21 protein-coding genes, 2 tRNA genes and 1 pseudogene are annotated in these 26,110 nt (G+C 56.6%); 13 read left to right on the top strand and 11 right to left on the bottom strand.

The window, feature by feature from the left end; genetic code table 11:
• Window positions 1-7 precede the first annotated feature (7 nt).
• On the bottom strand, window positions 8-907 hold the full coding sequence (locus B3759_RS09795; RefSeq protein WP_291365739.1) for a glycosyltransferase family 2 protein: 900 nt from the start codon (window positions 905-907) through the stop codon (window positions 8-10).
• A 133-nt stretch (window positions 908-1,040) separates the two neighbouring features.
• On the bottom strand, window positions 1,041-1,490 hold the full coding sequence (locus tag B3759_RS09790; protein WP_291365738.1) for a methylated-DNA--[protein]-cysteine S-methyltransferase: 450 nt from the start codon (window positions 1,488-1,490) through the stop codon (window positions 1,041-1,043).
• A gap of 117 nt (window positions 1,491-1,607) precedes the next feature.
• Between B3759_RS09790 and mnmE the strand changes: the two genes are divergently transcribed.
• The 8 genes from mnmE (at window position 1,608) to B3759_RS09750 (ending at window position 10,875) form a co-directional block, all read left to right on the top strand.
• On the top strand, window positions 1,608-2,942 hold the full coding sequence (gene mnmE, locus B3759_RS09785) for a tRNA uridine-5-carboxymethylaminomethyl(34) synthesis GTPase MnmE (protein WP_291365737.1): 1,335 nt from the start codon (window positions 1,608-1,610) through the stop codon (window positions 2,940-2,942).
• 12 nt (window positions 2,943-2,954) lie between these two features.
• On the top strand, window positions 2,955-4,817 hold the full coding sequence (gene mnmG / locus B3759_RS09780; protein WP_291365736.1) for a tRNA uridine-5-carboxymethylaminomethyl(34) synthesis enzyme MnmG: 1,863 nt from the start codon (window positions 2,955-2,957) through the stop codon (window positions 4,815-4,817).
• Window positions 4,814-5,413: a 16S rRNA (guanine(527)-N(7))-methyltransferase RsmG gene (rsmG, locus tag B3759_RS09775; RefSeq protein ID WP_291365735.1), complete on the top strand. Its 600-nt coding sequence runs from the start codon at window positions 4,814-4,816 to the stop codon at window positions 5,411-5,413. The genes mnmG and rsmG overlap by 4 nt, the downstream gene beginning before the upstream one ends.
• 64 nt (window positions 5,414-5,477) lie before the next feature.
• On the top strand, window positions 5,478-6,248 hold the full coding sequence (locus tag B3759_RS09770) for a ParA family protein (protein WP_291365904.1): 771 nt from the start codon (window positions 5,478-5,480) through the stop codon (window positions 6,246-6,248).
• A gap of 10 nt (window positions 6,249-6,258) precedes the next feature.
• Window positions 6,259-7,179 carry a ParB/RepB/Spo0J family partition protein gene (locus B3759_RS09765; RefSeq protein WP_291365734.1) on the top strand — a complete coding sequence of 307 codons (921 nt, stop codon included), beginning with the start codon at window positions 6,259-6,261 and terminating at the stop codon, window positions 7,177-7,179.
• Between the two features lie 85 nt (window positions 7,180-7,264).
• Window positions 7,265-7,340, top strand: a tRNA-Lys gene (locus B3759_RS09760).
• 365 nt (window positions 7,341-7,705) lie between these two features.
• On the top strand, window positions 7,706-8,188 hold the full coding sequence (locus B3759_RS09755) for a DUF2501 domain-containing protein (protein WP_408736477.1): 483 nt from the start codon (window positions 7,706-7,708) through the stop codon (window positions 8,186-8,188).
• 248 nt (window positions 8,189-8,436) lie between these two features.
• Window positions 8,437-10,875, top strand: coding sequence for a helicase-related protein (locus tag B3759_RS09750; protein WP_291365732.1), 2,439 nt, complete (start codon window positions 8,437-8,439; stop codon window positions 10,873-10,875).
• Between the two features lie 118 nt (window positions 10,876-10,993).
• On the opposite strand, the gene B3759_RS09745 is transcribed toward B3759_RS09750, so the two are convergent.
• The 4 genes from B3759_RS09745 to B3759_RS09730 all read right to left on the bottom strand — a co-directional run bounded on the left by B3759_RS09745 (window position 10,994) and on the right by B3759_RS09730 (window position 16,238).
• Window positions 10,994-11,890, bottom strand: a complete 897-nt coding sequence (locus B3759_RS09745) for a hypothetical protein (RefSeq protein WP_291365731.1) — start codon at window positions 11,888-11,890, stop codon at window positions 10,994-10,996.
• A 259-nt stretch (window positions 11,891-12,149) separates the two neighbouring features.
• Window positions 12,150-15,074, bottom strand: a complete 2,925-nt coding sequence (gene uvrA / locus B3759_RS09740; protein ID WP_291365730.1) for an excinuclease ABC subunit UvrA — start codon at window positions 15,072-15,074, stop codon at window positions 12,150-12,152.
• 114 nt (window positions 15,075-15,188) lie between these two features.
• Complete coding sequence (locus B3759_RS09735; RefSeq protein ID WP_291365729.1) at window positions 15,189-15,596, bottom strand: pentapeptide repeat-containing protein; 408 nt, start codon at window positions 15,594-15,596, stop codon at window positions 15,189-15,191.
• Window positions 15,597-15,812: 216 nt separating this feature from the next.
• On the bottom strand, window positions 15,813-16,238 hold the full coding sequence (locus B3759_RS09730) for a hypothetical protein (RefSeq protein WP_291365728.1): 426 nt from the start codon (window positions 16,236-16,238) through the stop codon (window positions 15,813-15,815).
• Between the two features lie 178 nt (window positions 16,239-16,416).
• On the opposite strand from B3759_RS09730, the pseudogene B3759_RS09725 reads away from it, so the two are divergent.
• Window positions 16,417-16,626 (top strand): annotated as a pseudogene (locus B3759_RS09725) (integrase); the annotation flags it as partial.
• A 2-nt stretch (window positions 16,627-16,628) separates the two neighbouring features.
• Window positions 16,629-17,192 (top strand): hypothetical protein, encoded by a 564-nt coding sequence (locus B3759_RS09720; protein WP_291365727.1) that lies wholly within the window; start codon window positions 16,629-16,631, stop codon window positions 17,190-17,192.
• 780 nt (window positions 17,193-17,972) lie between these two features.
• Here B3759_RS09720 and B3759_RS09715 read toward each other — a convergent pair.
• From B3759_RS09715 to B3759_RS09705, 3 genes are all read right to left on the bottom strand, one after another.
• Window positions 17,973-18,953 (bottom strand): peptidoglycan-binding domain-containing protein, encoded by a 981-nt coding sequence (locus B3759_RS09715; RefSeq protein WP_291365726.1) that lies wholly within the window; start codon window positions 18,951-18,953, stop codon window positions 17,973-17,975.
• A 1-nt stretch (window position 18,954) separates the two neighbouring features.
• Window positions 18,955-19,176, bottom strand: a complete 222-nt coding sequence (locus tag B3759_RS09710; protein ID WP_408736476.1) for a helix-turn-helix domain-containing protein — start codon at window positions 19,174-19,176, stop codon at window positions 18,955-18,957.
• A gap of 353 nt (window positions 19,177-19,529) precedes the next feature.
• Window positions 19,530-19,605, bottom strand: a tRNA-Ala gene (locus B3759_RS09705).
• A gap of 156 nt (window positions 19,606-19,761) precedes the next feature.
• On the opposite strand from B3759_RS09705, the gene B3759_RS09700 reads away from it, so the two are divergent.
• Window positions 19,762-20,058: a YggT family protein gene (locus B3759_RS09700; protein ID WP_291365724.1), complete on the top strand. Its 297-nt coding sequence runs from the start codon at window positions 19,762-19,764 to the stop codon at window positions 20,056-20,058.
• 90 nt (window positions 20,059-20,148) lie between these two features.
• On the opposite strand, the gene B3759_RS09695 is transcribed toward B3759_RS09700, so the two are convergent.
• Together B3759_RS09695 and B3759_RS09690 are read right to left on the bottom strand one after the other, a co-directional pair.
• Window positions 20,149-20,715 carry a hypothetical protein gene (locus tag B3759_RS09695; protein ID WP_291365723.1) on the bottom strand — a complete coding sequence of 189 codons (567 nt, stop codon included), beginning with the start codon at window positions 20,713-20,715 and terminating at the stop codon, window positions 20,149-20,151.
• Window positions 20,716-21,022: 307 nt separating this feature from the next.
• The gene (locus B3759_RS09690; protein WP_291365722.1) at window positions 21,023-23,209 is read right to left on the bottom strand and encodes a M1 family metallopeptidase; all 2,187 of its coding nucleotides are present in this window, start codon (window positions 23,207-23,209) and stop codon (window positions 21,023-21,025) included.
• 108 nt (window positions 23,210-23,317) lie between these two features.
• Between B3759_RS09690 and B3759_RS09685 the strand changes: the two genes are divergently transcribed.
• Both B3759_RS09685 and B3759_RS09680 read left to right on the top strand, forming a co-directional pair.
• Window positions 23,318-24,889, top strand: a complete 1,572-nt coding sequence (locus tag B3759_RS09685; protein ID WP_291365721.1) for an adenosine deaminase family protein — start codon at window positions 23,318-23,320, stop codon at window positions 24,887-24,889.
• A gap of 66 nt (window positions 24,890-24,955) precedes the next feature.
• Window positions 24,956-25,999, top strand: coding sequence for a purine nucleoside permease (locus B3759_RS09680; RefSeq protein ID WP_291365903.1), 1,044 nt, complete (start codon window positions 24,956-24,958; stop codon window positions 25,997-25,999).
• The last annotated feature ends 111 nt before the right edge of the window (window positions 26,000-26,110 follow it).

The following is a 26,110-nucleotide window of genomic DNA, read 5'->3' as shown; positions in this document are numbered from 1 at the left end:
AAACCACTTATAGATCAAGAATATGCTCTGGTCTAAGCCGCCCGCGCAATACGTCCCTCCAGGCAAGCCAATTCCCTTTCATGCGCCCCTGCCGGTCGACCCATGGTTCCGGACGAAAGCTTCTGACGACATTGATCAGGGTATGACGTCCGGCGCTGCGGAAAGCATGTCCCCAGAGATACGACCCTTTACGGGCGAGATAAAATGGATTGACGATCTGGGAATATCCCAGACGCATGCCGGATGTTTTCCCTTTTTTGCTACCAAGATGAATGCCTTGAGCGCCATCCCCCCGGACGATGCGGCCGTAAGGCAGAATACGTCTTGAGAAATCGATATCTTCATACCAAGCGTAAAGAGGCAGACGCTCATCAAAACGGGCACCTGTGTGTCTGATCACATCCAGACGGAACGCCATGTTGCAGCCGTAGGTATTAAAGACATCAACGATCGCATTGTCCTGCGACGATGAGGATCTGGCCAATGCAGCAAGGGCGTGCTCCACCGTCAGACCGGGACCGACAGCGCCATCTTCCAGAACCTTGCCGGTCACTCCGGCGATACGATTGTCGCTTCTGAAAACGTCTAGCATTTTCTCGATATAATCGTGCTGAGGAAAGAAATCGTCATCAAGGAACAGCACGATATCCTCATCCTGGGCATGGTCCAGAATGACGTTTCTTTGCGCCGGCAGACCCCGACTACCCTGCAACAGGACAAGGTCACAGCCCGGCACAAGTGCGGGTGTCACGCCATCTATATCAGTCGGGTCTTTATAGCAGATGACAATTCTGTCTGGTTTTACACTCTGGCTGTTCAACTCTCTGATGAGCGCCGCCAGAACTGGCGCACGTCCCGAAGTCGCCAAACCAACAATAACTTTCGGCTCACCCGGAAGATCCGTCATGATCTGCTTTCTTTCCAAAAACATTCGCTGGGACAACATAACACCTGATACCTCAGATGCATTTGACCCAAACCAATAAACCAGCTTCGTTCTGTTATTTCCAAACAGAATACACGGCTGCACTCACTAAAATTCAAGGTAAAGGCGCGCCTTCAAACTCGAGCAGCCACATCTTGTCATCTACACCGCCATCACCCGAATAACCGCCCAATCCATGCGCCGCCACAACACGATGGCAAGGAATCAGAACCGGCACAGGGTTTCGCCCAACGGCCTGCCCAACGGAACGGGCAGACCCGCCAACCTTTTCCGCAATCTGCTTGTAGGTTCTGGTCTCTCCAAGAGGAATCTCACACAGCGCAGCCCAGACCTTTTTCTGGTAATCCGTCCCCCACGGCTTCATCGGATAGGGAAACGAACCCGCCGGCGCATCAAACCACTGATCCAGCCAGTCCCGCGCTTCGCACAGCAGAGGCGTCTCGGTCTGGTCACGCCCCCAACCCCAATCCAGTGCGATGATCGCACCGTCTTCTTCCGTTAACGTAAGAGGCCCCAACGGAGAATGCAGGGACAACTGGGGCATGAAATCACTCCGATAAGATGACCGCACACATACGGGCAGGACGTGCTACCTCTTGTCCGCGCCAGCCCGCCTCACGTCAATATTCACTTAAGATTTTCGGACGAGATACTGCACATCATGCCGTCAAACGCATCAGTTCATCACCACGCCCTGCCGCCGGTTTTTGCTCTCGCCACGGGATCGGGACGTGGCGCAATCGCCATCATGCGGGTCAGCGGCGCAGGCAGTGACCACATTCTCAGCACTCTCGCAGGACAACTTCCCGCGCCACGCCGGGCATCTTTTCGCAAGATCTGGCGTAACGCAGCACAACAGGACGACCAACTGGACGACGCCGTTGTCATCTGGTCGCCCGGCCCCAACAGCTATACCGGCGAAGACAGTTTCGAGCTTCATCTACATGCCGGGCCGGCCATTATCTCAGCCGTTGCCGACGCTCTGGTGGCAGCCGGTGCCCGTCCTGCCGAACCCGGAGAGTTTACCCGCCGGGCTTTCATGCATGGACGTGTTGACCTGACGGAAGCCGAGGGCATCGCGGATCTGATCGACGCCGAGACAGAAGCACAGCGCAAGCAAGCCCTCGCTCAAGCCGACGGTGCTCTGGGGGCGCTTTACAAGAACTGGGCGAAAAGGTTGCGTAGTGTCCTTGCCCAACAGGAAGCCCTGATCGACTTCCCTGACGAAGAACTTCCTCCGGAAGTGGAAGCCGCTCTTCTGGGTGAAATCGCAACTCTTAATAACGAGATTCGCCATCACCTCGCCGACGGAGAACGCGGAGAGCGAATCCGTCGCGGGCTGGTCTTTTCCATTGTCGGCCCACCCAATGCCGGAAAATCCAGCCTTCTGAATCTGCTGGCTGAACGCGATGCTGCAATCGTCTCCCCCATTGCGGGCACCACACGCGACACGATCGAAATCACGACCATTCTGACCGGGGTGAAGGTCACGTTCGTCGACACAGCGGGCTTACGAGAAACGAGTGATCCAATCGAAGCGGAAGGCGTTCGGCGAGCGATGTTTCACGTGGAACATTCGGACTTCGTGCTGCAACTCTTCCCCTCAGACCAGCCTTACCCAGAGCCACTTCCTCATGCGCTGCTCGTCTGCAACAAGACCGATCTGGCTCCTGCACCAGCCACTCTGAGCCAGCAGCCTGTTCTTGGAATCAGCCTGCAAACAGGCGATGGCGTTCCCGAACTACGAAAAAGGCTTGAAAGTGAAGCGCGCAAACTGACACAAGGAAGCGGGCCGCCGCCCCTGACACGCGCACGCCATCGGGCCGCAGCAGAAGCCGCCTCGGCCAGTCTGGAAGCGGCTCTCAGTATGGACTGGCCGGAAATGCGCGGCGAGGAATTGCGTCTGGCCATGCGCGCACTCGGCCGACTGACTGGCGAAGTCGGCGTTGAAGATATACTGGATACCATCTTCGGTCAGTTCTGCATCGGGAAGTAAGAGGAAAGCATCATGGAAACGCAGTTCGATGTCATCGTCGTCGGAGGCGGGCACGCGGGCTGCGAGGCGGCCGCAGCGGCTGCCCGGTGCGGTGCGAAAACGGTTCTTCTCACGCATCGGCTGGATACGGTCGGCGCCATGTCCTGCAACCCGGCCATCGGCGGCATCGGCAAGGGGCATCTGGTCCGCGAAATCGATGCGCTTGACGGACTGATGGGCCGCGCCGCTGACGCCGCGGGAATCCACTTCAAGCTCCTGAACCGCTCCAAAGGGCCTGCCGTGCATGGCCCGCGCGCGCAGGCTGATCGCGGTCTCTATCGTAGCGCCATTCATGATCTTCTGCGCGCGACCGACAATCTGACCATTATCGAAGCAGCAGTCGGCGATCTGATTCTGACACCAGAAGAAATAGTGGCCGGGGTCATTTGCGAAGATGGCCGACGTTTTCTGGCGCCTTCAGTCGTGATCGCTGCCGGAACCTTTCTCAGAGGCATCATTCATTTTGGTCACGAGACCGAACCCGCAGGGCGTGTCGGCGACCTGCCCGCCAATGCGCTTGGTCTGCGTCTCGAAGCGTTAGGCCTGCCTATGGGCCGACTCAAGACCGGTACCCCTGCCCGCATCGACCGCGCCAGCATTGACTGGGACTCGCTTCCAGAAGATCAGGGCGATGCCGAGCCGGAACCGTTTTCCTATCTGACGACCAGCATCACCAATCCACAGGTGAGTTGCCGCATCACGGCGACCAACGAAAAGACTCATGCCATCATTCGTGAGCACATTCATCTTTCGGCCATTTATGGAGGAGCCATCGCCGGACGCGGCCCACGCTACTGCCCTTCTATTGAGGACAAGGTTGTCCGTTTTGCCGAAAAAACGTCCCACCAGATATTTCTGGAGCCGGAAGCGCTTCCCGGCAATCCGGGCGGTGATCTGGTTTATCCCAACGGCATTTCGACCAGCCTGCCACCCTTTGTGCAGAAGCAGATGATCCGCACCATTCCCGGACTGGAGCAGGCCCGTATCGTCCGCCCCGGTTACGCCGTGGAATATGATTACATTGACCCGCGGGCCCTCTCGCACTCGCTAGAACTTCGGGCGATCCCCGGCCTGTTTATGGCCGGACAGATCAACGGCACCACCGGCTATGAAGAAGCCGGAGCGCAGGGCCTTCTTGCTGGTATCAATGCCGCTCGCCGCGCCGCCGGAAGCGGTGCGCTGACTATCAGCCGGAGCGAAGCCTATCTGGGCGTCATGATCGATGATCTTGTGACGCAGGGCGTCTCGGAACCGTATCGCATGTTCACCTCCCGCGCGGAGTATCGACTGACTTTGCGGGCTGACAACGCCGATCTTCGCCTTACACCTCTCGGCATTGCCTGCGGATGTGTCGGCACGGAACGCGCCCGCCAGTTTGAGAAAATCAGCGAGGCGCTTCAGGCCGCAACCGAGCGTGCCAAGGCAGAAACGTGGCTTCCGACCGACATTGCCCACGCGGGCGGCACCGCCTCACAGGATGGTCGCAGACGGTCGCTCTTCGAAATCATGGCATCAGGCGGAGACACATCCATCGCCGGACGGCTAGCGCCGTGGTTTGCCGAACTGCCACACCGCGTACGTCTGCATGTGGAAACAGAGGCGCGCTACAGCGGTTATCTGATCCGGCAGGAACGGGAAATCAGACAGCTTCACGCCGAGGCTGCCGTCACCATTCCTGAGAGTTTTGACTTCAGTCAGGTCGGTGGCCTGAGCGCAGAAATGAAAGAAAGGTTCGAACGGGTGCGTCCGACCAACTTCGCTGCTGCCCAAAGAATTCCGGGCATCACTCCCTCGGCTCTGGTCGCCCTTCTCGCCCATATCAGGCAGGCCGCATGACCCCTACACCACCCGCCTCCATCCCCGGTGTTTCACGTGAAACGCAGGACCGCCTGATCTGTTTTGCCGATCTTCTGGTCCGGTGGACGGCGAAGATCAATCTGATTTCCCCCGGCGATGTGCCGCATCTATGGGAGCGTCATATCCTCGACAGTCTGCAACTCGTCCCGTTGATTGAGCGTGGCGCCCGCGTGACCGATCTGGGTTCGGGCGGTGGCTTTCCGGGACTGATCATCGCCATCGCGGCTGACGCGGAAGTAACGCTGGTCGAATCAGACCGACGCAAGGCCGCTTTTCTGCGGGAAGCCAGCCGCGCCACCGGTTGCCGGACAACCGTCGTGAATCAGAGAATCGAAGCGGCCGACGTGCCGCCCGCTCCGGTCGTCACAGCGCGGGCTCTGGCAAATCTTTCCCAGCTTCTCACCTGGACAGAAAAACTTGTCACAAATGACGGCTATGCGCTGTTTCTGAAGGGGCAGCAGGCCGCCGATGAGTTGACCAATGCCGAGCACGACTGGCACATGACAGTCACACATATTCCCAGCCGCACTCCGGGCGGCACCATTCTGAAAATAAGCGATATCAGGCGTGTCTGAATCCAGAAAGAATACGAAAACTTCGAAACCAGCCTCGCATCCGGCACGCGGATCGGCCCAGCCCATTACCCTCGCCGTCGCCAACCAGAAGGGAGGCGTCGGCAAGACAACAACAGCCATCAATCTTGCAGCCGCCCTCGCCCAGAGCGGGCAGCGGGTTGTGCTGATCGACCTCGATCCACAGGGCAACGCTTCAACCGGAATCGGCGTGGAATATAACGCCCGCAAACGCGGCTCCTACACCCTGCTCATGGGTGAAGCAGAAGCCGCCGCGCTGGTGCAGAAGACCGACATCGAAAACCTTGGCGTGATCTCGGCCAGCACGGAGCTTGTCGGCGCAGAGATTGAGCTAATCACCGAAGATGAGCGTGAGCAGCGGCTGAAGTCCGCCATCAAATCTCTGGCGGATTCCACTGATTATATCATCATCGACTGCCCGCCGAGCCTCGGTCTGCTGACTCTCAATGCGCTTGTGGCCGCAGACGGCGTCATCGCACCGCTGCAGTGCGAGTTCTTCGCGCTGGAGGGTATCAGCCATCTGACCCGCACCATCGAGAAGGTCAAAAAGCAGTTCAATCCGGCGCTCCAGACCACCGGCATTGTCCTGACAATGTATGATCGCCGCAATAATCTTTCCGAACTCGTCGCGGCCGATGCCCGCAGCTTCTTCGGCGAGGCAGTCATGGAAACCATCATCCCGCGCAACATTCGCATCTCAGAAGCCCAGAGCCATGGCACACCTGTCATGACCTATGACCCACGCTCCAGTGGTGCGACGTCCTACACGGCTCTTGCGCTTGAACTGCGCAAGCGTCTTGAAAACACGAGCAACTGAGGTTCCGAGCGTGAGCACGAAGAAATCCCCCGCCCGTCCACGTCTTGGTCGCGGACTCGCCGCCCTGCTTGGCGAACAGCCGGCTCCGGCGGAACCGACACCGGCCACAGACGCAGGCGAAACAGCGGCTCCCCAGACGGTGCGCAACGGCGTTTCTTCATTGCCCGTCGAATCCCTGGAGCCCAGCCCCTTTCAGCCACGGCAGAACTTCGCGCCGGAAGCACTGAGCGAGCTTGCGGAATCCATCCGCGCACGGGGTATTCTTCAGCCTCTTCTGGCCCGGCCGCACCCGGACAAGCCCGGCACCTATCAGATCATTGGCGGTGAGCGTCGGTGGCGCGCGGCACAGCAGGCGGGACTGCATGACGTGCCGGTGCTGCTCCGCGAACTCGACGACACGGACGCCATGGCCGCCGCACTGGTGGAGAACCTCCAGCGCGCAGATCTCAACCCGATGGAAGAAGCCGAGGGTTTCAGCCGTCTGATCGAGGATTATCGCCTCACGCAGGAAGAACTGGCGCGAGCCATCGGCAAATCCCGCCCGCACATCACAAACACCCTGCGGCTTCTGCGTCTTCCTGCAGCGCTTCGCTCGGATGTCGTGGAAGGTCGCCTCTCGGCGGGTCATGCCAGAGCTCTTCTGGCCCATCCCAACCCCGTAGCGGCTGCAAAGGATGTCATCGCACGGGACCTGTCCGTTCGGCAGACTGAGGCACTCGCACAAAAGGCCCTCAAGGACGCCTCACAGCCCGTACAGCAGAAGCCGGTGCGGGAACGGCGCGACCCCGAAATCGCCATGCTGGAGCGCGACCTCACAGCGAAACTAGGCCTGCCGGTCCAGATTCAGTTCGATGGCAAAGGCGGCACGCTCCGCTTTTCCTACCGCACACTGGACCAGCTTGATGGATTGCTCGCACTTCTTAACAGATAAGTGCGATTCCTCTCTTGCACGAGAGCGAAACGGCTGTTAAAAGCCCGCCTTATTCCAAGCCTACGGGTCTGGAACTGGAAATCCTGGGCGCATAGCTCAGTTGGTAGAGCAGCTGACTCTTAATCAGCGGGTCCAAGGTTCGAGCCCTTGTGCGCCCACCAGGATTTCTCCTTCTCCTACATTGCTAATTGCTTTCGCACACAAGCTGAAGCCGATGCGGTCTGAAACGCAGAACTCAATCGTGCGCAGGCATACAGGCGCTCGCCCACAGTAACCTCCACAACAGAGTGCATTACTGCGAGTTTTTACGCGTCGGCGGCAGACCAGCACAAAATTGTCAGAGGATGATTATTCGACCGCCATGAAACTTTTCATGCACTGCGGTGTTTAAGCCCACGACAGCGACCTGCACCTGAGGTCGGAAGCAAGAACAACACGCTGACCCGGGTGCATAGACAGGCCGCATTATCTGTAAGAGGTTTTCATGTTCGCATCACGGCATATCGCCCTTGTCGCATCGTTCGGCATGGCACTCGCTTCATTCAGCGCAGCTCATGCCCAGACCGCAGCACAGCAGCTTCCGGCCGGCACGACCCTGTCGACCGCCCCGAATGGCGCTCTGCCTGTGACCAACCCGGCCAATGCCGCTTCCGCACCTACAGAAGGCGCGCAGATGGTGAAGGGTATTACCGGTGCGACCACCGCAGCAACCCCGGGCGTGCTTGGTGAAGACGGCCTGCCGTCCATCGACAACGCCACCCCAGGCAACGTCGCTGGCCTGCTGTCCTACTGCATTCACAAGAAATATGTGAACAGCACGACCTCACGCAGCGTCGCCCGCAAGCTGGCGAAGCGCGCCGACGTTAAGAATGACCAGAACTACTCGCTCGGCGGACAGGGCCTGCTGTCGAACACCACATCAACGCCGTTCGATATCTCCACGCTCGACAAATCCAAGCGCGTCAAGCTGTGCAGCGACCTGACAAAGAAGGGTCAGGAGCTTCAGTAAGCTTCACCTCCCCTATAAGGCTGTCACCTTGCGAAAGGCCGATCGGATCACTCCGGTCGGCCTTTTTTGTGTCCGAAAAGACGGCGGGGCTTTGCCCATACCCCACGAAGAAACACAGCCCTTGTGATCCCGGTTTGCCTTGAAGCCGCTGGGGCGAACTGCCTTACAGCGCCTCTGCGACTAAACGTCACACGACGCCGTCGTGTCCGCTATTGTTCGCGTGCGGCGGATCGCGCACAATCAGCACCATGAATGCGCCCCGCGGCTCCCGCCCGACCAATACGCTCTCCCTCGCCTCTGCACTTCCAGAGACGACCTCGCCTGCCAGAGCCGCTCTCCAGACCGCTCTGACCCGCACGGCGCTCTCCATTGAACCACGGGAAGAACCCGCCCTTCTCAGGCGCATAGGACGCGCCCTGACACCCGGCGCGCAGGAAGTGCCCGACGAGGTCTTCATCAGCGCCCTCTGCGCCGTCAGACGCAAGCGCTGGGCCTCCCGCCTTATGGACCAGACCCGCCGCGACGGACGGATCTGGATTTCGCGCGAGGACATGGAGCAGGCGGCCTCCACCGTCGAGAAACCCGACGCTACAGATGACGACCTTTTCGCGGCCCTCAAACCGGTCATGGCGGCGCGCTTCCACGAGCTTGGCGATACGCCCAAAGAAGCGCTCGCAGGCATGCAGGCCGACCTGCTCGATACCGGGCGCGTTCTCTCCGCAGCCCAGACGGCACGGCTGGCCGACGCCATCGCCGATGCCTTCAACGTCTCCGACCGTGACCGCTTTGTCGGACGCGCGCAGGAAGCCGAGGAAGCCCGCGCCCGTCAGGAAGCCTCCATCCAGCAGACGGCCCGCGCCCGCCGCGAGAGCGAGGAGAAGCGCCTCGAAGACTGGGAAAGCAGCCTCGTCCGCTTTCAGGAAGTCCCCGCCATCCTGCGCTGCTCGCACCGCGAAGCCCTGCGCTGGATCGCCGAGAACCGCATCCCCGTCGCCCGCCGCATCCTCCAGAAGGACGGGCAGGAGCTGTGGGAGTTCGACCCCAACGAACTGATCGCCCTGCGCCCTGCCCTGCCCGAATGGCGTCGGATCAGCGAAGAGTTCTTTGACCGTAAACAGAAGCGCGGACGCGACCGTGACGGACGACGAGATGCACCGCTGCCGGAACCACCCAAGGTCGGCAAGCACGTCGCCAACTCGGTCATCGCCCGTGTGGCCGCCCTCGACCGCTATGCTGCCCATTTCCGCACGGCCCGCGCCCTTGATCGCCGCATCACGCTCGTCACAGGCCCCACCAACAGCGGCAAGTCCCACACGGCGCTCGACGCGCTGGCAAAGGCCGAGAGCGGCCTTGCGCTCGCTCCCCTGCGTCTCCTCGCCCACGAGTTCCGGGAGGCGCTGGCGGCCCGTGGCGTGGAAGCCTCGCTCTCCACGGGTGAAGAGCGGATTGTCGCGCACGGCAGCAAACACCTCGCCGCCACCGTGGAGATGTGCCCGTTCTTCAACCCGGTCGATGTCGCCATCATCGACGAGGCGCAGATGCTCTTCGACCCGGACCGAGGCGCCGCCTGGACCGCCGCGATCATGGGAGCGCCCGCCCGACATCTCTACATTCTCGGTGCGCCGGAATGTATTCCGATGGTCCGCCGCATTGCCGAACTCTGCGGCGACCCGATTGACGAAATCTCTCTCCAGCGCAAAAGCCCGCTGAAAGCCGCGTCGGCCCCCGTTCGTCTCAACGAGCTTAAATCAGGCGACGCCCTGATCGCCTTCTCCCGTCGTGAAGTGCTCGACCTACGCGCCGCCCTGATGGAGCGCGGCCGTCGCGTCGCCGTCGTGTATGGCGCGCTCAGTCCGGAAGTCCGCCGCGCCGAGGCCCAGCGCTTTAACTCGGGAGCCGCCGATATCCTGATCGCCACCGACGCTATCGGCATGGGGCTCAACCTCTCCATCCGTCGCGTGGTGTTCGCGGCCCTCAGAAAGTTCGATGGTCGCCAGACCCGCGATCTGTCCATTCAGGAGGTGAAGCAGATCGGTGGCCGTGCTGGCCGTTACGGCAAGCACGAGGAAGGCATTGTCGCCGCGCTGGCCGACGCTGGCAGCCCGCGCTTTATCCGTGATCATCTCAATGCCGATCCGGTCCCGCCCGACGAACTGCGTCCGCTCGTGCAGCCGGACGCCGACATCGTCCGCGCCATCGCCACGGAAATCGGCTCAGACAGTCTCTATGGCGTGCTGGCCCGCATCCGTCGCGCTGTTCTCCGTCATGACGACCCCAACTACCGTCTGTCGGACATGGAGCAGCCCTTTGCCATTGCGTCCGCTCTGGAAGGCGTGGAAGGGCTCGATCTCACCCAGCGCTGGACCTATGCCATGTGTCCCGTCGATGACCGCGACAATGGCATCAGCCGTCTTGTCGGATGGGCCGCCGACCACGCTGCCGGAGCGCGTATCCCGCCGCCTGGAACCGGTCGTCTCCCAGCGCCCGACCGTGCGGGCCGGGAAGAGCTTGAACGCGCCGAGAAGCGCCACAAGCGGCTCGTCGCATGGCGCTGGCTGGCGTTGCGTTTCCCGGAGACCTATCCGGATCTGGAATCAGCCGAGGACACCACCCGCAAGCTCAACGAGTGGATCGAAAGCGTGCTGCGGCAGCAGAGCCGGACACGGAAACAGAAAGAACGGCGGTAAGGTCGGGGGAGTGTTGTGCCGGGGCAAAGGCGGGGCTTTGCCCCGGCAAAGGGGGCACCTTATATATACTTAACAATATTAAAATATTATTTTCCATTGTCCATTCAGGAAAAAATCCTCATTCCCTCCCTATTTCTATTTTTATGTTATCATCATTATATATATTCATCGCCAAACCATCAATATATTCTAAATAAGGTGCTGGGTTTTTATCTGTATGTATTATAAATTCTTTTCTATCGACAACTTCGATCGATGATACAACCATATTAGAAATCATTTTCATTGGAATATTGCTTACAAATAAATCCGGGCTCAAGTCTTTATTTTCACTACTTATTCTTATTAAGTAACCCTTTTCCTCAGGTACCTTTTTGAAATTTTCATTTTTCATTTTATAATTTTGCGCAGATAATTCTTTTCTTATTATAGATATAGAGTTGTTTATTTCCGCTATGCTTTCTAAAATAAAATCTTCTGATGTTAACGAAACAGTTCTAGGAGTTACTGTTTTAATTTCAAACTTTTCAGCAAATGGAGTATATGTTCCATCATCTTCGGCCAGAGATACATCTATAAGTTTTTTTGATAAATCTCCCAAAAACTCCTCTATTGCATTAAACTCCAAATCTCTTTGATAGTGTAAATGTCCAATGCTTTGCAAATCGAACGGAGGTTTTACAACCCTATCTGTAATAATTATAGTAGGCTTTTTTGTCGAGAGCCGCAAACCAGTCTCAAGCATTACATTAGGATTTAACCCACTGACATCACAGATCACCAGATCGCTTTCATATATATTTTTCAATATAGTATTTTGTATTACATCAACACTTGGGTTTTCCCATACCAAAACGGGAAGCATTTGTGCTTTTTCTACCGCTTTCCAAAGAATATTTTTAACTCTCAACCAATGCTCTGCAGTATAGTTAGGTTCCATAGCACTTATTGGCATCACAATCCCGCAAGTTTTAATTTTCTTTTTGGGTAGCGTGCTTTCATTATTATCGGCCATGCGTATGCTCTACGTAGATTATGAAAATTATATACCAATCACTTAACAAAAAAACAATTCTATGTCTAGCTTTGCTTCTTATAGCAAAATAATACACGCCCTATATATACCCTTTTCTACAGTGATAAGAAGATTGATGTCCTTCGAAAAGGAAGATGTCAGCTGACAACAAGCATCATCTAAAATCAGGATCAAAGGGGCCGCGCCCCTTTGCGGGTCAAGGGCAGCGCCCTTGAATCCCCCCCGAACACACTAAACCTCACCCAGCTTTCTTCTTCCGCCCACGTGCAGGCTTCTTCGCCACAGGCGGCACAGCCTCCTCATCTTCCTGCATCAGAAGCGGCGCGAGGAAGCGCCCTGTGTGACTGGCCTTGCATTGGACGATCTCTTCCGGCGTGCCTTCGGCCACGACTTCACCGCCGCCACTGCCGCCTTCAGGACCAATGTCGATAATCCAGTCTGCGGTCTTGATGACTTCCAGATTGTGCTCGATCACCACGACAGTATTGCCCTGATCGACCAGCGCATGGAGCACTTCCAGCAGCTTGCGAACGTCTTCCGTGTGCAAACCTGTGGTAGGCTCATCAAGAATATACATTGTACGGCCTGTGGCACGCCGCGCCAGCTCCTTGGAGAGCTTCACACGCTGCGCCTCACCGCCGGAGAGGGTGGTAGCCTGCTGACCAAGGGCGACGTAACCAAGACCGACTTTCTGGAGAATAGCGAGGCGATCGCGGATACGGGTCTGCGCCTCGAAATAGGGCAGCGCCTCGTCCACGCTCATCGCCAGCACGTCGGCAATCGACTTGCCCTTGAACTTCACTTCCAATGTTTCACGATTATAGCGGGCACCTTTACAGGCATCGCAGGTCACGAACACATCGGGCAGGAAGTGCATCTCGATCTTGATAACGCCGTCACCCTGACAGGCTTCACAACGACCGCCCTTCACATTGAAAGAGAAGCGGCCCGGCTTGTAACCACGTGCCTTGCTTTCCGGAAGTTCCGCGAACCAGTCACGGATTGGCGTAAACAGGTCGGTGTAGGTCGCGGGGTTGGAGCGTGGCGTCCGACCGATGGGCGACTGGTTGATGTCGATGATCTTGTCGAGTAGTTCCAGCCCGTCCACCCGCTCGCACGGCGCAGGAGTCTGGGACGAGCCCATCAGACGCCGGGAGAGGGTCTTGTAGAGCGTGTCGATGACCAGCGTTGACTTGCCGCCACCCGACACACCTGTGACGCAGGTGAAAGTGCCGAGCGGGAATTTTGCCGTCACGTCCTTGAGATTGTTGCCGGTGGCGCCACGAACCGTCACAAATCGCTTCGGATCGATTGGGCGACGCTCCTTCGGCACTTCGATGCGCTTGCGCCCAGACAGATACGCACCCGTCAGACTGTCCTTGCAGGCCGCGACTTCGGTTGGCGTACCGCTGGCAATCACCGTGCCACCCTTCACGCCCGCGCCCGGCCCCATGTCGATCAGCCAGTCCGCGCTGCGGATGGCGTCCTCGTCATGTTCGACAACGATCAAGGTATTTCCAAGAGCTTTCAGACGTTGCAGCGTCGCCAGAAGCCGCTCGTTATCGCGCTGATGCAGCCCGATGGAAGGCTCATCCAGCACATACAGCACGCCCGTGAGACCAGACCCGATCTGACTGGCCAGACGGATACGCTGGCTTTCACCGCCCGACAGGGTCGCTGAGCCACGGGACAGCGTCAGATAATCCAGCCCGACATCGACAAGGAATTTCAGACGGTCATTGATTTCCCGCAGAATACGACGGGCAATTTCCGCACGCTGCGGCGTCAGGGTCGGCAGGACACTTTCAAACCAGTCATGCGCGTCACGGATCGACAGATCGGACGCCTGCGCGATGTTAAATCCTGCAACCTTGACAGACAGCGCTTCAGGTTTCAGACGCGCGCCGTTACAGACATGACACGGCTTGTCGGCCTGATAACGGGAAAGTTCCTCTTTCTGCCAGATACTGTCCGTATTCCGCAGACGACGCTGGAGACTGGCAACAGCACCCTCGAATGGCTTTGTCAGTGTGTGGGATTTTCCGCCGTCACGATAAACAAAGTGTACATCTTCATCTGTTCCATCGAGAATGACAGAACGCGCTTCTTCCGGCAGATCACACCACGGCGTGTCCATGCTGATATCAAGATGCTTCGCCAGACTCTGGAGCGTCTGCTCATAAAGCGGCGTCTTGTCGTTCCGCCAGGGTGCGACGGCTCCCTGCGCCAGAGACAGACGTTCATCCGGCACGATCAGGCGTGGATCAAAGAAGGTCTCGGTGCCGATACCGTCACAGGCCGGGCAGGCTCCCTGCGGTGCATTGAACGAGAACAGACGCGGCTCGATCTCTTCCAACGTAAAACCGCTGACAGGGCAGGCAAACCGTGAGGAAAACACCGTGCGTTCCGCGGGCTCCTTGCTGTCCCGCGTCACTTCTTCCGCATAGACAAGGCCATCCGACAGGGAGAGCGCCGTTTCAAAACTGTCCGCCAGACGGCTTTCAATGCCGGGCTTGACGACAATCCGGTCCACCACCGCCTCGACCGTGTGACGCAGTTTGCGGTTCAGATTGGGAACATCTTCAATATCGTAGAGTTCGCCATCAACCTTCACCCGCGCAAACCCCTTGCGCTGAAGCTCGGCCAGCTCCTTGCGATACTCGCCTTTACGGTCACGAATGACCGGAGCCAGCAGCATCAGCCGCGTGCCCTCCGGCATGGTCATGACACGATCCACCATCTGGCTGACCGTCTGCGCCTCAATCGGCAGACCGGTCGCGGGGGAATACGGCACACCCGCACGCGCCCAGAGCAGACGCATGTAGTCATGGATCTCGGTGACTGTTCCGACTGTCGAACGCGGGTTCTTGGAAGTCGTTTTCTGCTCGATGGAAATGGCCGGAGACAGCCCTTCGATCGAGTCCATATCCGGCTTGCCCATCAGTTCCAGAAACTGCCGGGCATAGGCGGACAGGCTTTCAACGTAGCGACGCTGGCCTTCCGCGTAGATCGTATCAAACGCCAGCGAGGATTTGCCGGACCCGGACAGACCGGTGATGACCGTCATCTGATCACGCGGAATATCCACATCGACGGACTTGAGGTTATGGGCGCGGGCACCCTTCACACGGATGGCGGGGCCTGAAACGGGTTTGGCTGTCATCGTCCGGTCGTATGTCCTTGTGTTCAGACTGAACAATATAGGACGCTTCTCACGGATTTACAGGGGATTGCGCCTCCAAAAAGAACATATCGGGATCATTCCGGCCTGATGGCCTTATCGCCCCATGCCACCCGTATTGCCGTATCCGACGTTTCCCGCTCCAGTATTTCCAGCGCCTATGTTTCCCGCACCCACATTTCCCATGCCGGTATTGCCCCACCCGACACCGCCGGGGCTGACGCCATTGCCGCGTCCCGCTGATTGCGGTGTCTGTCCATTCTGGGATGGCATGCCGGTGCCACCAGTGTAACCGCCATAGCCCCCACCCATTCCCGGTGAAATGATGACCTGTGTCGGCGGGGGAGGATAACCTTCATAACTGTCGCCGGGCGATGCGGACTGACTGCCGGTGGAGTAGTCCCACTGACCGCTCTTTGCCGCCGGACCATTGGAGTAATCCTGAGCCATGACAGGTGACGCCAGCACCACAAGGCCCATGATAAGACCTGAAAACGTCCGCATTGCACCCGATCCTCTTTGCGTGCCTGAAACAACGCAGAGAAACCGATTATCCTTCACAGGAGGTTGATGCCGGGCATTTCCTGCGGTCACATCCGTAGGAGCGGGCCCCTTCCTGACACGTGGATTTATGGCGCTTAAATATGGCGTGACTGTTCTTTACGAAGCCGCTGCACTCAATGGGCTCGGGACACATTCTGAATGTAGCGGATCACAAGTTCAATATTTTCTGAGTGCGTTATAACCTGAATGGGCTAAACTTGTATTGACGGTATCAACTATGCTGTTGCCAACCTTTCGGATGACTTCAGACAAGTGCTGGTCGGGATGACTACGGCATTCAAGCTCCGTCCGCATAAAGAAGCTCAGCGTGATCTGCCCCATGAGCTTTTTCATATGAAGCGAGGCGAACTCCGTCATATACGGCTTCATGATATTCATTGCCGAAATAACCCTGTTTCGCGCCTCTGGCGTAGTGGGAGACGCTGTATCCCTAGCTGCGTAGTCCAGATAAGTCGAACATGATGTCGATGGTACGAAGACTGTTGTATCTGCTGCCTCAGTTGCTGTGACCCCAAATACAGTCTGCAAAGACACCAAAAACAAATATTCAAAAACACGATTTGGTCTATTCACCTTGATCATCCAGCTTCGACACATATGTAATTATAAAAAAGCCAAAACAAAAAGATAATTGGTAGAGAATTTATTGCATTGTGTTCTTCCTTCACCTCACCACCTTTCTCTGCAATGAACTCAACACCCGCAAACCACAGCGGAACTATAGCTCCCTACCACGGCGTTCGGAATGTCTGTCCGCAAGAGGGACGTGATCGTCCACGGCCTGCACTCCACGTTTCGCGACTGGGTTGCCGAAGAGACTGACTATCCAAGCGAAGTGGCTGAGATGGCGCTAGCGCACGCCATCAGCAATAAGGTGGAAGCCGCTTATCGACGTGGAAATCTGTTCGAAAAGCGGCGGGGAATGATGGGAGAGTTGGACGAGTCAGTCGCGACTCAAGTTCTCCGCTAGACATGAGTCAGTTAGTCAAAATAAGAATTAGCGCGTCTTTTCTGTTGCGCGCACATAAAAGACGCGCTAAGTCTGCTTATATGACGCAGACGCTACGTACATTTCTCGATCAGCGAGAAGCAGATATCAAGGATCAGCTCAAAAAGCTGAAACAGGAGCTGTGTGATATCCGTAAAGCGCGTGATGCTCTTGCTTCTGATTTAAAGGAAGATAGCGGCAACTTGCGTTCTTCTGCCAATCGGTCATCTAAAGTGACCATCAAGGACATGATACGAACCGTTTTGCAAGAAGAGCGACATGGGTTGCATGCAAATGAAATTATCGAGAAGATAAAACAGTCGTTTAATAAAGATATCGGACGTCCTAGCCTCTCTCCTCAATTGAGTCGATTGAAGCAGGAAAAGTTGATAACTTTTTTGAACGACGCGTGGATTCTTCCCAAGTTCATGCCAGTTTTGAACTTGGAAGAAACTGGGGCGACCGAAGTCGCCCCAGAAGCCGAGGAAGCGTCAACTTCCTCTGATGAGATTTATGATGTCCTTGGACGACATAATCTCGAATTTTAACTTATTGCCTTTCGATCAGAAGCGAGCAATCTTCTGGTGATTAAGGAGTACCCCATGTGGCAAGCCGCCTTATTAGGATAACCCATTATCCCAGAGGTTTCTCTACCTCTAGGGCGTTTATAACAGATACATGCCTATTTGTCGATAGCAGAACGGCGCTTGCCTTCTTATCGATAAAGCATGTCATCTTTTTCTGACTATAAAAGTCAGTCCAAAATTCTGAGTTTGCTTCAAGCTTGGAATTTCAAAGAAAAAATAAAATGACAAAAAAAACACATATTCCTCCGCCTCCGGGCTATAAATACGTTTTTAGTCCTAAGCGTACGTGTCCAAAAACAGGAATGACTATTTACGCTAAGAACTATGGACTCAAGGCGTGGCCCATTCTAGTTCCTGAATAACAAAGAAAGGGGAGAAGAATTTAATTCTTCTCCCCTTTCTACTTTATTCTTCCGAGCTGGAGTCCATTTTATCAAGAGTTTTTTTTATTTGACTATTCGGGCTTATATCTTCCATGTGGGAGAAAGGTGACACATTATCCCGTAAAAATCAGTCACCATAACCGCTTTGCTCGTGTAGCATCCTTCGAAATCGCATTCATCGAACCCCGCCTCGGTCGCGGCATAGGGCGGTCCTTTTGAACCTAGACGGCCTCCTGTTGCGGTTCAAGCCGAACGGCTACGATCGTTCTGCGGCCGATATCGGTACAGCGCCATTCTCAACAATGAACTCGGGACCGGTTTCTTTAAGAAATGAGGTCATGATGCGTTCAATGAACGTCTAGTCTGTATATCTTAAGAAACGCAGTGTCAGCGGGGTATTAATTGCCCCCGAAGCGCTGTCGTACTGAACTGGATCAACTGCGATGCCAACAACAACGCGGTTTAGTTCTATATGCTGAGATGACGCTATCAGAATCGGGTATCCAAGAATTAAAAGCGCATTAGCCGATAACCACTGAATATTTCCATCAGGTTGCGACGTGCTGACCGCAAAGCATTTCCCTTTGGCCCCGTACGGGTCCAGATTTCCATTGTAGTAAGATAGGGGTGGAACAGGAATTATATTTCCTCCGCACGGATCCGATGGTGTCTGAGAAGGAACGCCGCTGTCGGCGTCAGGAGGGGGCTGCTGAGCAGAGGCCTGTGCGTTCGTGCTCGCCTGAGATGCTCCCATAAGAACACCTGCATCTGCATCCGAGAGAAAACCATCTGTTGACGGTCTGTGGTTCACGCGTTGCCACGTTTCAATAGCATCACGAGTGGCGTCGCCATACACGCCGTCTGCCACCGAGCCCGAAGGCAGATAGCCAAGATCAATAAGCTTTTGCTGTAAGGCAATATGTTGATCTATCGCACGATTTGTTTCTTCCAGCGAGTTTCCGGACAACCGGCTTTTGTATTTAACGGTAAGTCGATCAATGCCTATTTCATAACATGAGGTACCATTTTGTGGGATCGTCTGGTTGTCATCCCCTGGTATAGGTAGCCCACATTGCTGATTCATTGCATTTTCATCGAGAATGACCTCCTGCCTCAGAGCCTTCCAGCCGTCTTTTCCAACAATGTGCCGAAGAGCGTAATACGCCTGATCAAATTCAAGCTCGTGCTTTGCTGCCTCGCTATTCTGGCAAAGCATCACAGCAACACCATTCTTGGGCGGCATGTCATTACATGAAAAATCAGGTTTATAACTCTGAGCAGATGCGTTACCGCAATAGGTAAAGGCGACTATCGAAAGAAGAGAAAATAGTCTTCGCATTTCACATATTCCCAGCTTCTTTTCTGAGCCTTACCCCTGCGCCTCCACCGTTCTCAGCGATGAACTCAACGCCAGCAGGCTCTAAGGCTGTGCGAATGGCATCGACGGTCCAAAGATAAAGCGCCTCGCCTCGCTCAAAGCGGGTGATGGTATTGGTGGAGACATCTGCGCGCGCAGCCAACTCCAACTCGCGAACTCCAAGCGCCAAGCCAGCGCGGGCCATCTTACATTGTGAGGCGTTCATTCTACATCTCGCTACATCTCGCAAACTATCGATGAAGAGGGATGTAATCCGGGTTTCGTGCTTTCCTGCTGATCTCTGAATGTCGCTTGCTGGCCGTGTCACAATGCAGGATCGCTTATATCGTGAAGACACCATTGCCCACGCCTATAACAGATGGATGATAATTGCACTCAGGAGATATCCCGCCAAAGGACGCTCATACGTCAGACACGCGGTCGGAAGTCATAGATTTCCGTTTCAGGCAGCATCCAGCGTGGTTTTTAAGAGAAAAATAAGAGGGGTAGCAAAAAAACTGACCTCGCTTAACTCTTAGATTTTCTAAAAAAGGCGGTTGGTGGAGCTGAGGGGGATCGAACCCCTGACCTCCTCATTGCGAACGAGGCGCTCTCCCATCTGAGCTACAGCCCCGCCTTTGCCTGAAACTAGATAGCCTGCCTCCGGGAACTGTCAAGCCATATCCTCGGGAGGAGACCGAACCGTATTGGCTCCATTGCGGGTCTCCTGTAGTCTACGCTGCCATGCGCAGAATGCGCCTGACGTTTTTGCAAGAGGATACAGCTTTCCGTGTATGATCTGTGGCGCCTGCTTCTGACGGTGGTAAAGCTCTATGAAGCGGTCATCATCATCTACTGTGTTTTCAGTATGCTGTATTCTTTCGGTGTGCTGGACCCGCGAAACCGGATTGTCGCGCAGATAGGGCGGTTTCTCAGCGCTGTGGTGGAGCCGGTTCTGACCCCTCTGCGGAACATTCTTCCAAGCTTCGGGAATGTCGATCTCTCGCCGCTGGTCGTTCTGCTGGTGCTGCAATATCTCGTGGAGCCCTTCATGGCGCGCCAGATGATGAGCAGCCTGATGGGATAATCATCTCCATCCCGTTTGCATGATACAGAAACCCCCGCCAAATCCTGTCCGGCGGGGGTTTCTGTCTTCAGCGTTCAGGAGAACAGGCCTTTACCGCCGATCACAGCTTTCGGTCAGCCTATTGAAATACAGTCCGGGAGAGCAGGTCACGACATTGCTGGGCACCTGCGTGGCGGCCGGAGCGGGAGCCTGCTGATATCCCCCGTAATAGACGTTTCCGTAAGGCTGGGCGTAACCTTGGGAATAATCACCGGGAGGCTGCGCATACCCTCCGGACTGCTGGTAATAGTCACCGTAATATCCGGACTCTGCTGTAGCTGCGCCAACGGACATTCCTAGCAGGGTGCCGAAAGCGAACGGCGCGCCCCAGCCCCAGCCCCAACCCCAGCCACCGTAACCACCCCAGTAGGGGTAGCCGCCCCAGCCGTAATAGGCGGGATATCCACCCCAGCCCCATCCCCAGCCGGGTCCACCCCAACCGCCGCCCCAGCCTCCCCAGCCGCCACGCCAGCCACCACCACCTCCATGGAATCCGCCACCGCCGCCACCAAAACCTCCACCGCCGCCGCCCGGATGAGCGAAGGCCGGTGAGAGAACCGAGACGGATACGGCAACAACAGCAGCCTTCTGCAGCAACTTGAAACGGTTGATGATCACGGCGCTTCTCCAGGAATTTCGATCAGATCTTTCAGCGTGACTAGGCACGGCATCAAAAGACGACATGGGGCCATCCGAGGAAGGCCATAAGACCCATATGGGGATCAGCCCGAGGCTGTGCCACAGGCCATATCATACGGATGACAACAGAATGTAAGCACAAGCGGCCACAGTTTTGTGACTGAATAACGACCTTGTCCGGGCAGCATGTGCTCTTTTGTAACACGTCCAGTCCATGCCCATGCTGCGTTTCCGGACAACGCCCCGAAGCACAGGATGGGCACTCAGTACCCGACCGGAAGCATCATCAATGACCGGTAGCTGCCGGAAATGCCGTCGGGATCTCCCCGAAACTGTTGTTGCTGCGGTCAATGTCCGGAATAGCCTTGTCAGGATCAAGGATGGCGGTACGGACAAGCTGGGTACCAGCAACCTGCACATTCAGTTGACTGCGCAGCATCCACGCCTCCGTGGGAATGCGGATACGGGCGGAGCTGCCGTCCATCCATGTCACCTGCAGAACCACCGGCAACGGCAGACGTCCCTTGTTGATGACCGGAATGACAGCACCGTTTTTCGGATCATTTCCGGCGTACGACACTGGCCCGACCGCATAATCCGCCGCCCAGTTATTGAAATACCAGCCACGCCAGAACCAGGAGAGATCCTCTCCCGTCTCGCTGTTCATGAAACGGAAGAAATCTGACGGCGTGGGATGATGAAAAGACCACTCCTTTATGTAGGCGCGCAAAGCCCGATCAAAGCGATCCGGTCCAAGGATCTGCTCCCTCAGCAACGTCAGTCCGTAAGCCGATTTGAAATAGGTCAGATCATGCCGGTATGTCTCTGAAACCGTGTCCGAAGGCGCCATGAGAACGGGCGCATCCCTGTCCTTGAGCAGTGTGACGATGTCGATAGCGGGTTTACCGCTTTGCGCCGCATATTCCGCATCCCGTTTCGGGGCGAACTCGCCGCCGTTGAAGTGGGTGGATGCCAGCGTGTTGATAAAGGTATCGAACCCCTCATCCATGAAAGCGTGACGCCGTTCATTCGACCCGACCATCATGGGAAACCATTGGTGACCGAGTTCATGGGTCGTCATGGCGAACAGGTCGGGGTCCCGCTTTTTCGCGTCCTCAAAGGCGATGCCGGGATATTCCATGCTCGCGCCATGCCCTGCCGCATTGATGGCATTTGGCCAAGGATAAGGGGACCATTGCGACGAGAAATACTCGATCGCATGTTTCACATAGGCCGTGGACCGGTCCCATCCATGCGCGCCGATGCCTTCAACTGGATAGAAGGACATGGCCAGACGGGGTACAGGCTGTTTGTCCTTTTCGTTCCCTGTCGAGAGAGGCGGCAGATCCAATTTGGCAGCATCCCACAGGAACGCGGGGGAAGCCATGAACGCCACGTCGCGCGTATTGGCCATCCGGAAATGCCATGTTCTGGTCGCGGGTTCCGGGGCCTCTACTTTTTTGTCCGGCTCACCGCCCTTCTTCGAGGATGATGCTTCAGTCTGGGGTTGGGGCTGCGGAAGTGGGGGAGCCTCAACCTCCGCCTGCGTACGGATCATGACCCGCTGTTCGCTTTTCGCCGCCTGCGCCAGACGGTCGCGCTGTTCCTGTGTCAGAACTTCGAAAGGATTCACCAGCGCGCCTGAACCCGCGACGACAAAACGCGACGGCACGGTGACACTATAGTCGAAATCCCCGTATTCCAGATAAAATTCCTGACCGAGATAGGGCGCGGCGTCCCATCCCCGGATGTCATCATACACCGCCATACGGGGGTAGAACTGCGCTATCTCATAGATATCGCCGTTCTTGCTGGAGGAAACGGCGGTACGTCCGCCCCACTCTCCCGGCACGGTATAATGCCAGACAATGCGGATCTTCCGCTTTTCCCCCTTCTGCATCGGGTCAGCCAATTCAAGCTGCATGCGCGTATCGAAGATGGCCGGCACCAGTGGCGTACTGCGCCCCTCATCCTCGATGGACACACTCTCGATGGCGATGCCGTCGGTATGATGCTCATGCCGCTCGGGATTGGCGAAATCCGCTCGCGAGCCTTCCCGGTAGATGTTCTGATCGAGTTGCACCCACAGCACGTCCAGCGGGTCAGGACTGTTATTCGTGTAGGTAATGATCTCGCTGCCGGACAGGGTCCGGTTGGTCGGGTCGATCGTCACCTTGATGTCGTAGTCAGCTCTGTTCTGCCATGCCTGCGGGCCTCTCCGGCCGCTGCCGGAACGGTAGCCGTTGGGCGCATCGGGATAGGCCAGAGGCGCGAAGATTCTGCCCGCCTCCGGCACTGGTGTCGCTCCCGTATCCGCCGCATGGAGAGTCGTCGTCAGAGGGCTGGGCAACACTAAGGCCGTCAGCAGGAGTACAACGCGTAAACTCCGCCATTTCGGGCAGATCGCGCCGCGTTTCAGCACCACCCGCCCGGTCCGGGAAACGAGATGGGGGGATGACTGTTTCTTCAGCATACGCTGTCTCCTGACATCAGGCGGATTACCGTGCTAACCCTTCAGATAGCATCGTCAAGATGAACACGGTATTGTCCGCGATTGTCATCCTAACGTGAAAAGCACACCATGCAGGCCATGATCCGACGCTTTCTGCCGGCTCTGCTGAGCCTCCCGTTTGCCACTATGGCGTTTGCCGCCTCTCCTGACAGTTCCGATCAGGCGGCTGTCTCAAGCCATTTTGAAGCCATCCGCTCCAGTCCGCAGGAGCTTTCCCTCTTCATGCGGGCCTTCCCGAAGGGCGCAGATCTGCACAACCATCTGGTCGGCGCAATTTATGCGGAGCATCTGCTGGAATGGGCGAAACAGGATCAGCTTTGCGTGAACCCGGACACAGGGGCGATCGGTCCGACGCGCTGCGCCTTCGGATTTCACACCTCAAAGGACGCGATCCCGGCAGCCCAGATCATGCAGGATCAGGCTCTCTATACGCAGACAATCGACGCTCTCTCGATGCGGAATTTTGTCCCGTCGCCGCAGGATCGCTCAGGCCACGACCATTTCTTTGCGACATTCGACAAGTTTCTGCCCGCCACAGCCGCGCATGACGCCGACATGCTGGTGGACGCACTCTCGCAGGCGGCGCGGGATCATGTCACCTATGTTGAGTTGATGATCTCACCACAGCTCAACGCCGTGGCCCGGCTGGGCTCTTCTTACAGGATCAACCGTGAGAGCGACATCGCACAGGCGGAAATCCGCGTCGTACCCCATCTCAACCATCTGGTGAAACTGGCGCGGGAAGAAACGGACTCCATGGAACGCAAGGCCCGTGCGACCATGAAGTGCGGAACGAAGGAAGCGTTGCCCGGTTGCCACGTCGCGGTCCGTTATCTCTATCAGACAATCCGGACCATGCCCCCGGGCATGGTGCTGGCCCAGATCGCTTTCGGCTACACGCTGGCCACTGCTGACAGCCGCTTTGTCGGCATCAATATCGTCGGACCGGAAGACAATCCGATCGCCATGCAGGATTACACGCTGCATATGCAGATGTTCCACACGCTTTCGGAACGCTGGCCGAAAGTAAAACTCTCCCTGCACGCCGGTGAGCTGTCTCCGGGTCTGGTCGCTCCGAGCGGGCTCGATAATCATATCCGGCAGGCTGTTGAAATTGCCGGAGCGTCGCGCATCGGGCATGGCGTGGACATCATGCAGGAACATGATCCGTATGGTCTGCTCGCGGAAATGGCGCAGCGGAATATCCTCGTCGAGATCAATCTGAGCAGCAATGAGCAGATCCTGAACATAAAGGATAACGCCCATCCGTTCGTGACCTATCGCTCGCACGGTGTGCCGGTCGCGCTGTCCACGGATGACGAAGGCGTTTCACGCATTACCCTGACCGACGAATATCTCCGGGCCGCGAAATCCTATGGCCTGTCCTATACCGATCTGAAGGACCTGTCCCGCATGGGGCTGGAGCACGGGTTTGTCTCGGGAGAAAGCCTGTGGGACACCACAAAGCCTTTTCATCGTGCGCCCGCCTGTGCGGATATCGACGCCAGAGAAGCAGAGCCGGAGGGCCTGTGTCGGGAACTGCTCGCACACAGTCAGAAAGCCCGGCTGGAATGGGATCTCGAAAATCAGTTCAACCAGTTTGAACATCAGGTTGTCACCGGACAACCGTTCCAGAACTGAACAGGCTTTTTCCTGAAGGACTTCCTGATGCGTCTCCTTGCCTCCCTTGCCTGTCTCCCGCTTGCCATGTGGAGTGTTCTGTCTCAGGCCCACGCCGCCAGTCTTGCGAAAATTCCTGTGCGGGTCGTGATTGTGACGACATTCGAACTCGGCAATGACACGGGAGACATGCCCGGAGAGTTCCAGAACTGGGTGGAGAAACTTCCGCTCAGTGAAGAACTGCCGGCGCGAGGCAGCTATCATGAAATCCTGCGCTATAATCCGGAACTTCACGTTCTGGGTATTGTGACGGGAGAGGGACCATCGCACATGGCCTCGGCCATGACGGGGCTGGTGCTCGATCCACGCTTCGATCTGCGAAAAGCCTATTTCCTGCTTGCCGGGATCGGCGGGATCAATCCGAATTTCGGGTCAGTCGGCTCGGCAGTCTGGGCGCCACGCGTCATCAATGGTGGTCTGGCCCACATGATCGACGCCCGCGAAATTCCTGCTGACTGGCCTGATGGTTTCGCGCCCGTGCAGGGTGCCAGCCCTACACTGCATCCGGTTCCCGCATTGCATTCCCAGTGGGGCGACATGGGCTATACGCTCAACCCCCGTCTGGTGAACTGGGCCTATACCCTGACGCACTCGGTCGCCCTGCCGGATGCGCCCTCGCTTCAGGCCAGCCGAGCCCGTTACAAGGGCTATCCCGCTGCGCAGAAACCGCCGCAGGTCATGGTGGGTGACACGCTTTCTTCCGAAACCTTCTGGGTCGGCGCGAAGATGAATGGCTGGGCGGAACGCTGGGTCAAATACTGGACCGACAATCAGGGGCAGTTTGCAACAACGGCGGAGGAGGATATCGGCCTGATGCAGGCGCTCTCCGCGCAGGCAAAAGCCGGACGGGTGGATATCAATCGCGTGCTGATCCTGCGTGCGGCGAGCAATTATGACATGCCGCCGCCGGGTGAAAGCGCGGCAGCTCTTCTGAAAGAAGAAGCTGATGAAACCGGTTTTTCAGGGTTCATACCGTCTCTGGATGCGGCATGGCTGGTCGGTAGCACGGTTGTGCGCGAACTGGCGCTGCACTGGTCGAGTTATGAGAATGTTACGGCGGGTGGCGACTGAAGACTTGGCGTAGCCGCATTTCACAAAAGAAGCCGTTTTCAGAAAAACCATTCCCTGAAAACTCCTGAATTATTCAAGAACCCTTGGGTTAAGCCTTTTGTAAATCATAAA

Origin of the sequence: Acetobacter sp. UBA5411 (genome assembly GCF_002409645.1) — a bacterium.
Classification (GTDB): domain Bacteria; phylum Pseudomonadota; class Alphaproteobacteria; order Acetobacterales; family Acetobacteraceae; genus Acetobacter.
The sequence above is the reverse complement of the archived record's forward strand: the minus strand, read 5'-3'. Positions and strand labels throughout refer to the sequence as shown.

Coding starts and splice junctions, on each gene's coding strand:
- B3759_RS09710 (WP_408736476.1), bottom strand. CDS start 19,176: ATGGCCCGCGCTGGCTTGGCGCTTGGAGTTCGCGAGTTGGAGTTGGCT.
- B3759_RS09745 (WP_291365731.1), bottom strand. CDS start 11,890: ATGGCCGATAATAATGAAAGCACGCTACCCAAAAAGAAAATTAAAACT.
- B3759_RS09735 (WP_291365729.1), bottom strand. CDS start 15,596: ATGCGGACGTTTTCAGGTCTTATCATGGGCCTTGTGGTGCTGGCGTCA.
- B3759_RS09685 (WP_291365721.1), top strand. CDS start 23,318: ATGCAGGCCATGATCCGACGCTTTCTGCCGGCTCTGCTGAGCCTCCCG.
- uvrA (WP_291365730.1), bottom strand. CDS start 15,074: ATGACAGCCAAACCCGTTTCAGGCCCCGCCATCCGTGTGAAGGGTGCC.
- B3759_RS09755 (WP_408736477.1), top strand. CDS start 7,706: ATGGCACTCGCTTCATTCAGCGCAGCTCATGCCCAGACCGCAGCACAG.
- rsmG (WP_291365735.1), top strand. CDS start 4,814: ATGACCCCTACACCACCCGCCTCCATCCCCGGTGTTTCACGTGAAACG.
- mnmG (WP_291365736.1), top strand. CDS start 2,955: ATGGAAACGCAGTTCGATGTCATCGTCGTCGGAGGCGGGCACGCGGGC.
- B3759_RS09795 (WP_291365739.1), bottom strand. CDS start 907: ATGACGGATCTTCCGGGTGAGCCGAAAGTTATTGTTGGTTTGGCGACT.
- B3759_RS09690 (WP_291365722.1), bottom strand. CDS start 23,209: ATGCTGAAGAAACAGTCATCCCCCCATCTCGTTTCCCGGACCGGGCGG.
- B3759_RS09715 (WP_291365726.1), bottom strand. CDS start 18,953: ATGCGAAGACTATTTTCTCTTCTTTCGATAGTCGCCTTTACCTATTGC.
- B3759_RS09720 (WP_291365727.1), top strand. CDS start 16,629: ATGAGTCAGTTAGTCAAAATAAGAATTAGCGCGTCTTTTCTGTTGCGC.
- B3759_RS09680 (WP_291365903.1), top strand. CDS start 24,956: ATGTGGAGTGTTCTGTCTCAGGCCCACGCCGCCAGTCTTGCGAAAATT.
- B3759_RS09750 (WP_291365732.1), top strand. CDS start 8,437: ATGAATGCGCCCCGCGGCTCCCGCCCGACCAATACGCTCTCCCTCGCC.
- mnmE (WP_291365737.1), top strand. CDS start 1,608: ATGCCGTCAAACGCATCAGTTCATCACCACGCCCTGCCGCCGGTTTTT.
- B3759_RS09790 (WP_291365738.1), bottom strand. CDS start 1,490: ATGCCCCAGTTGTCCCTGCATTCTCCGTTGGGGCCTCTTACGTTAACG.
- B3759_RS09730 (WP_291365728.1), bottom strand. CDS start 16,238: ATGATCAAGGTGAATAGACCAAATCGTGTTTTTGAATATTTGTTTTTG.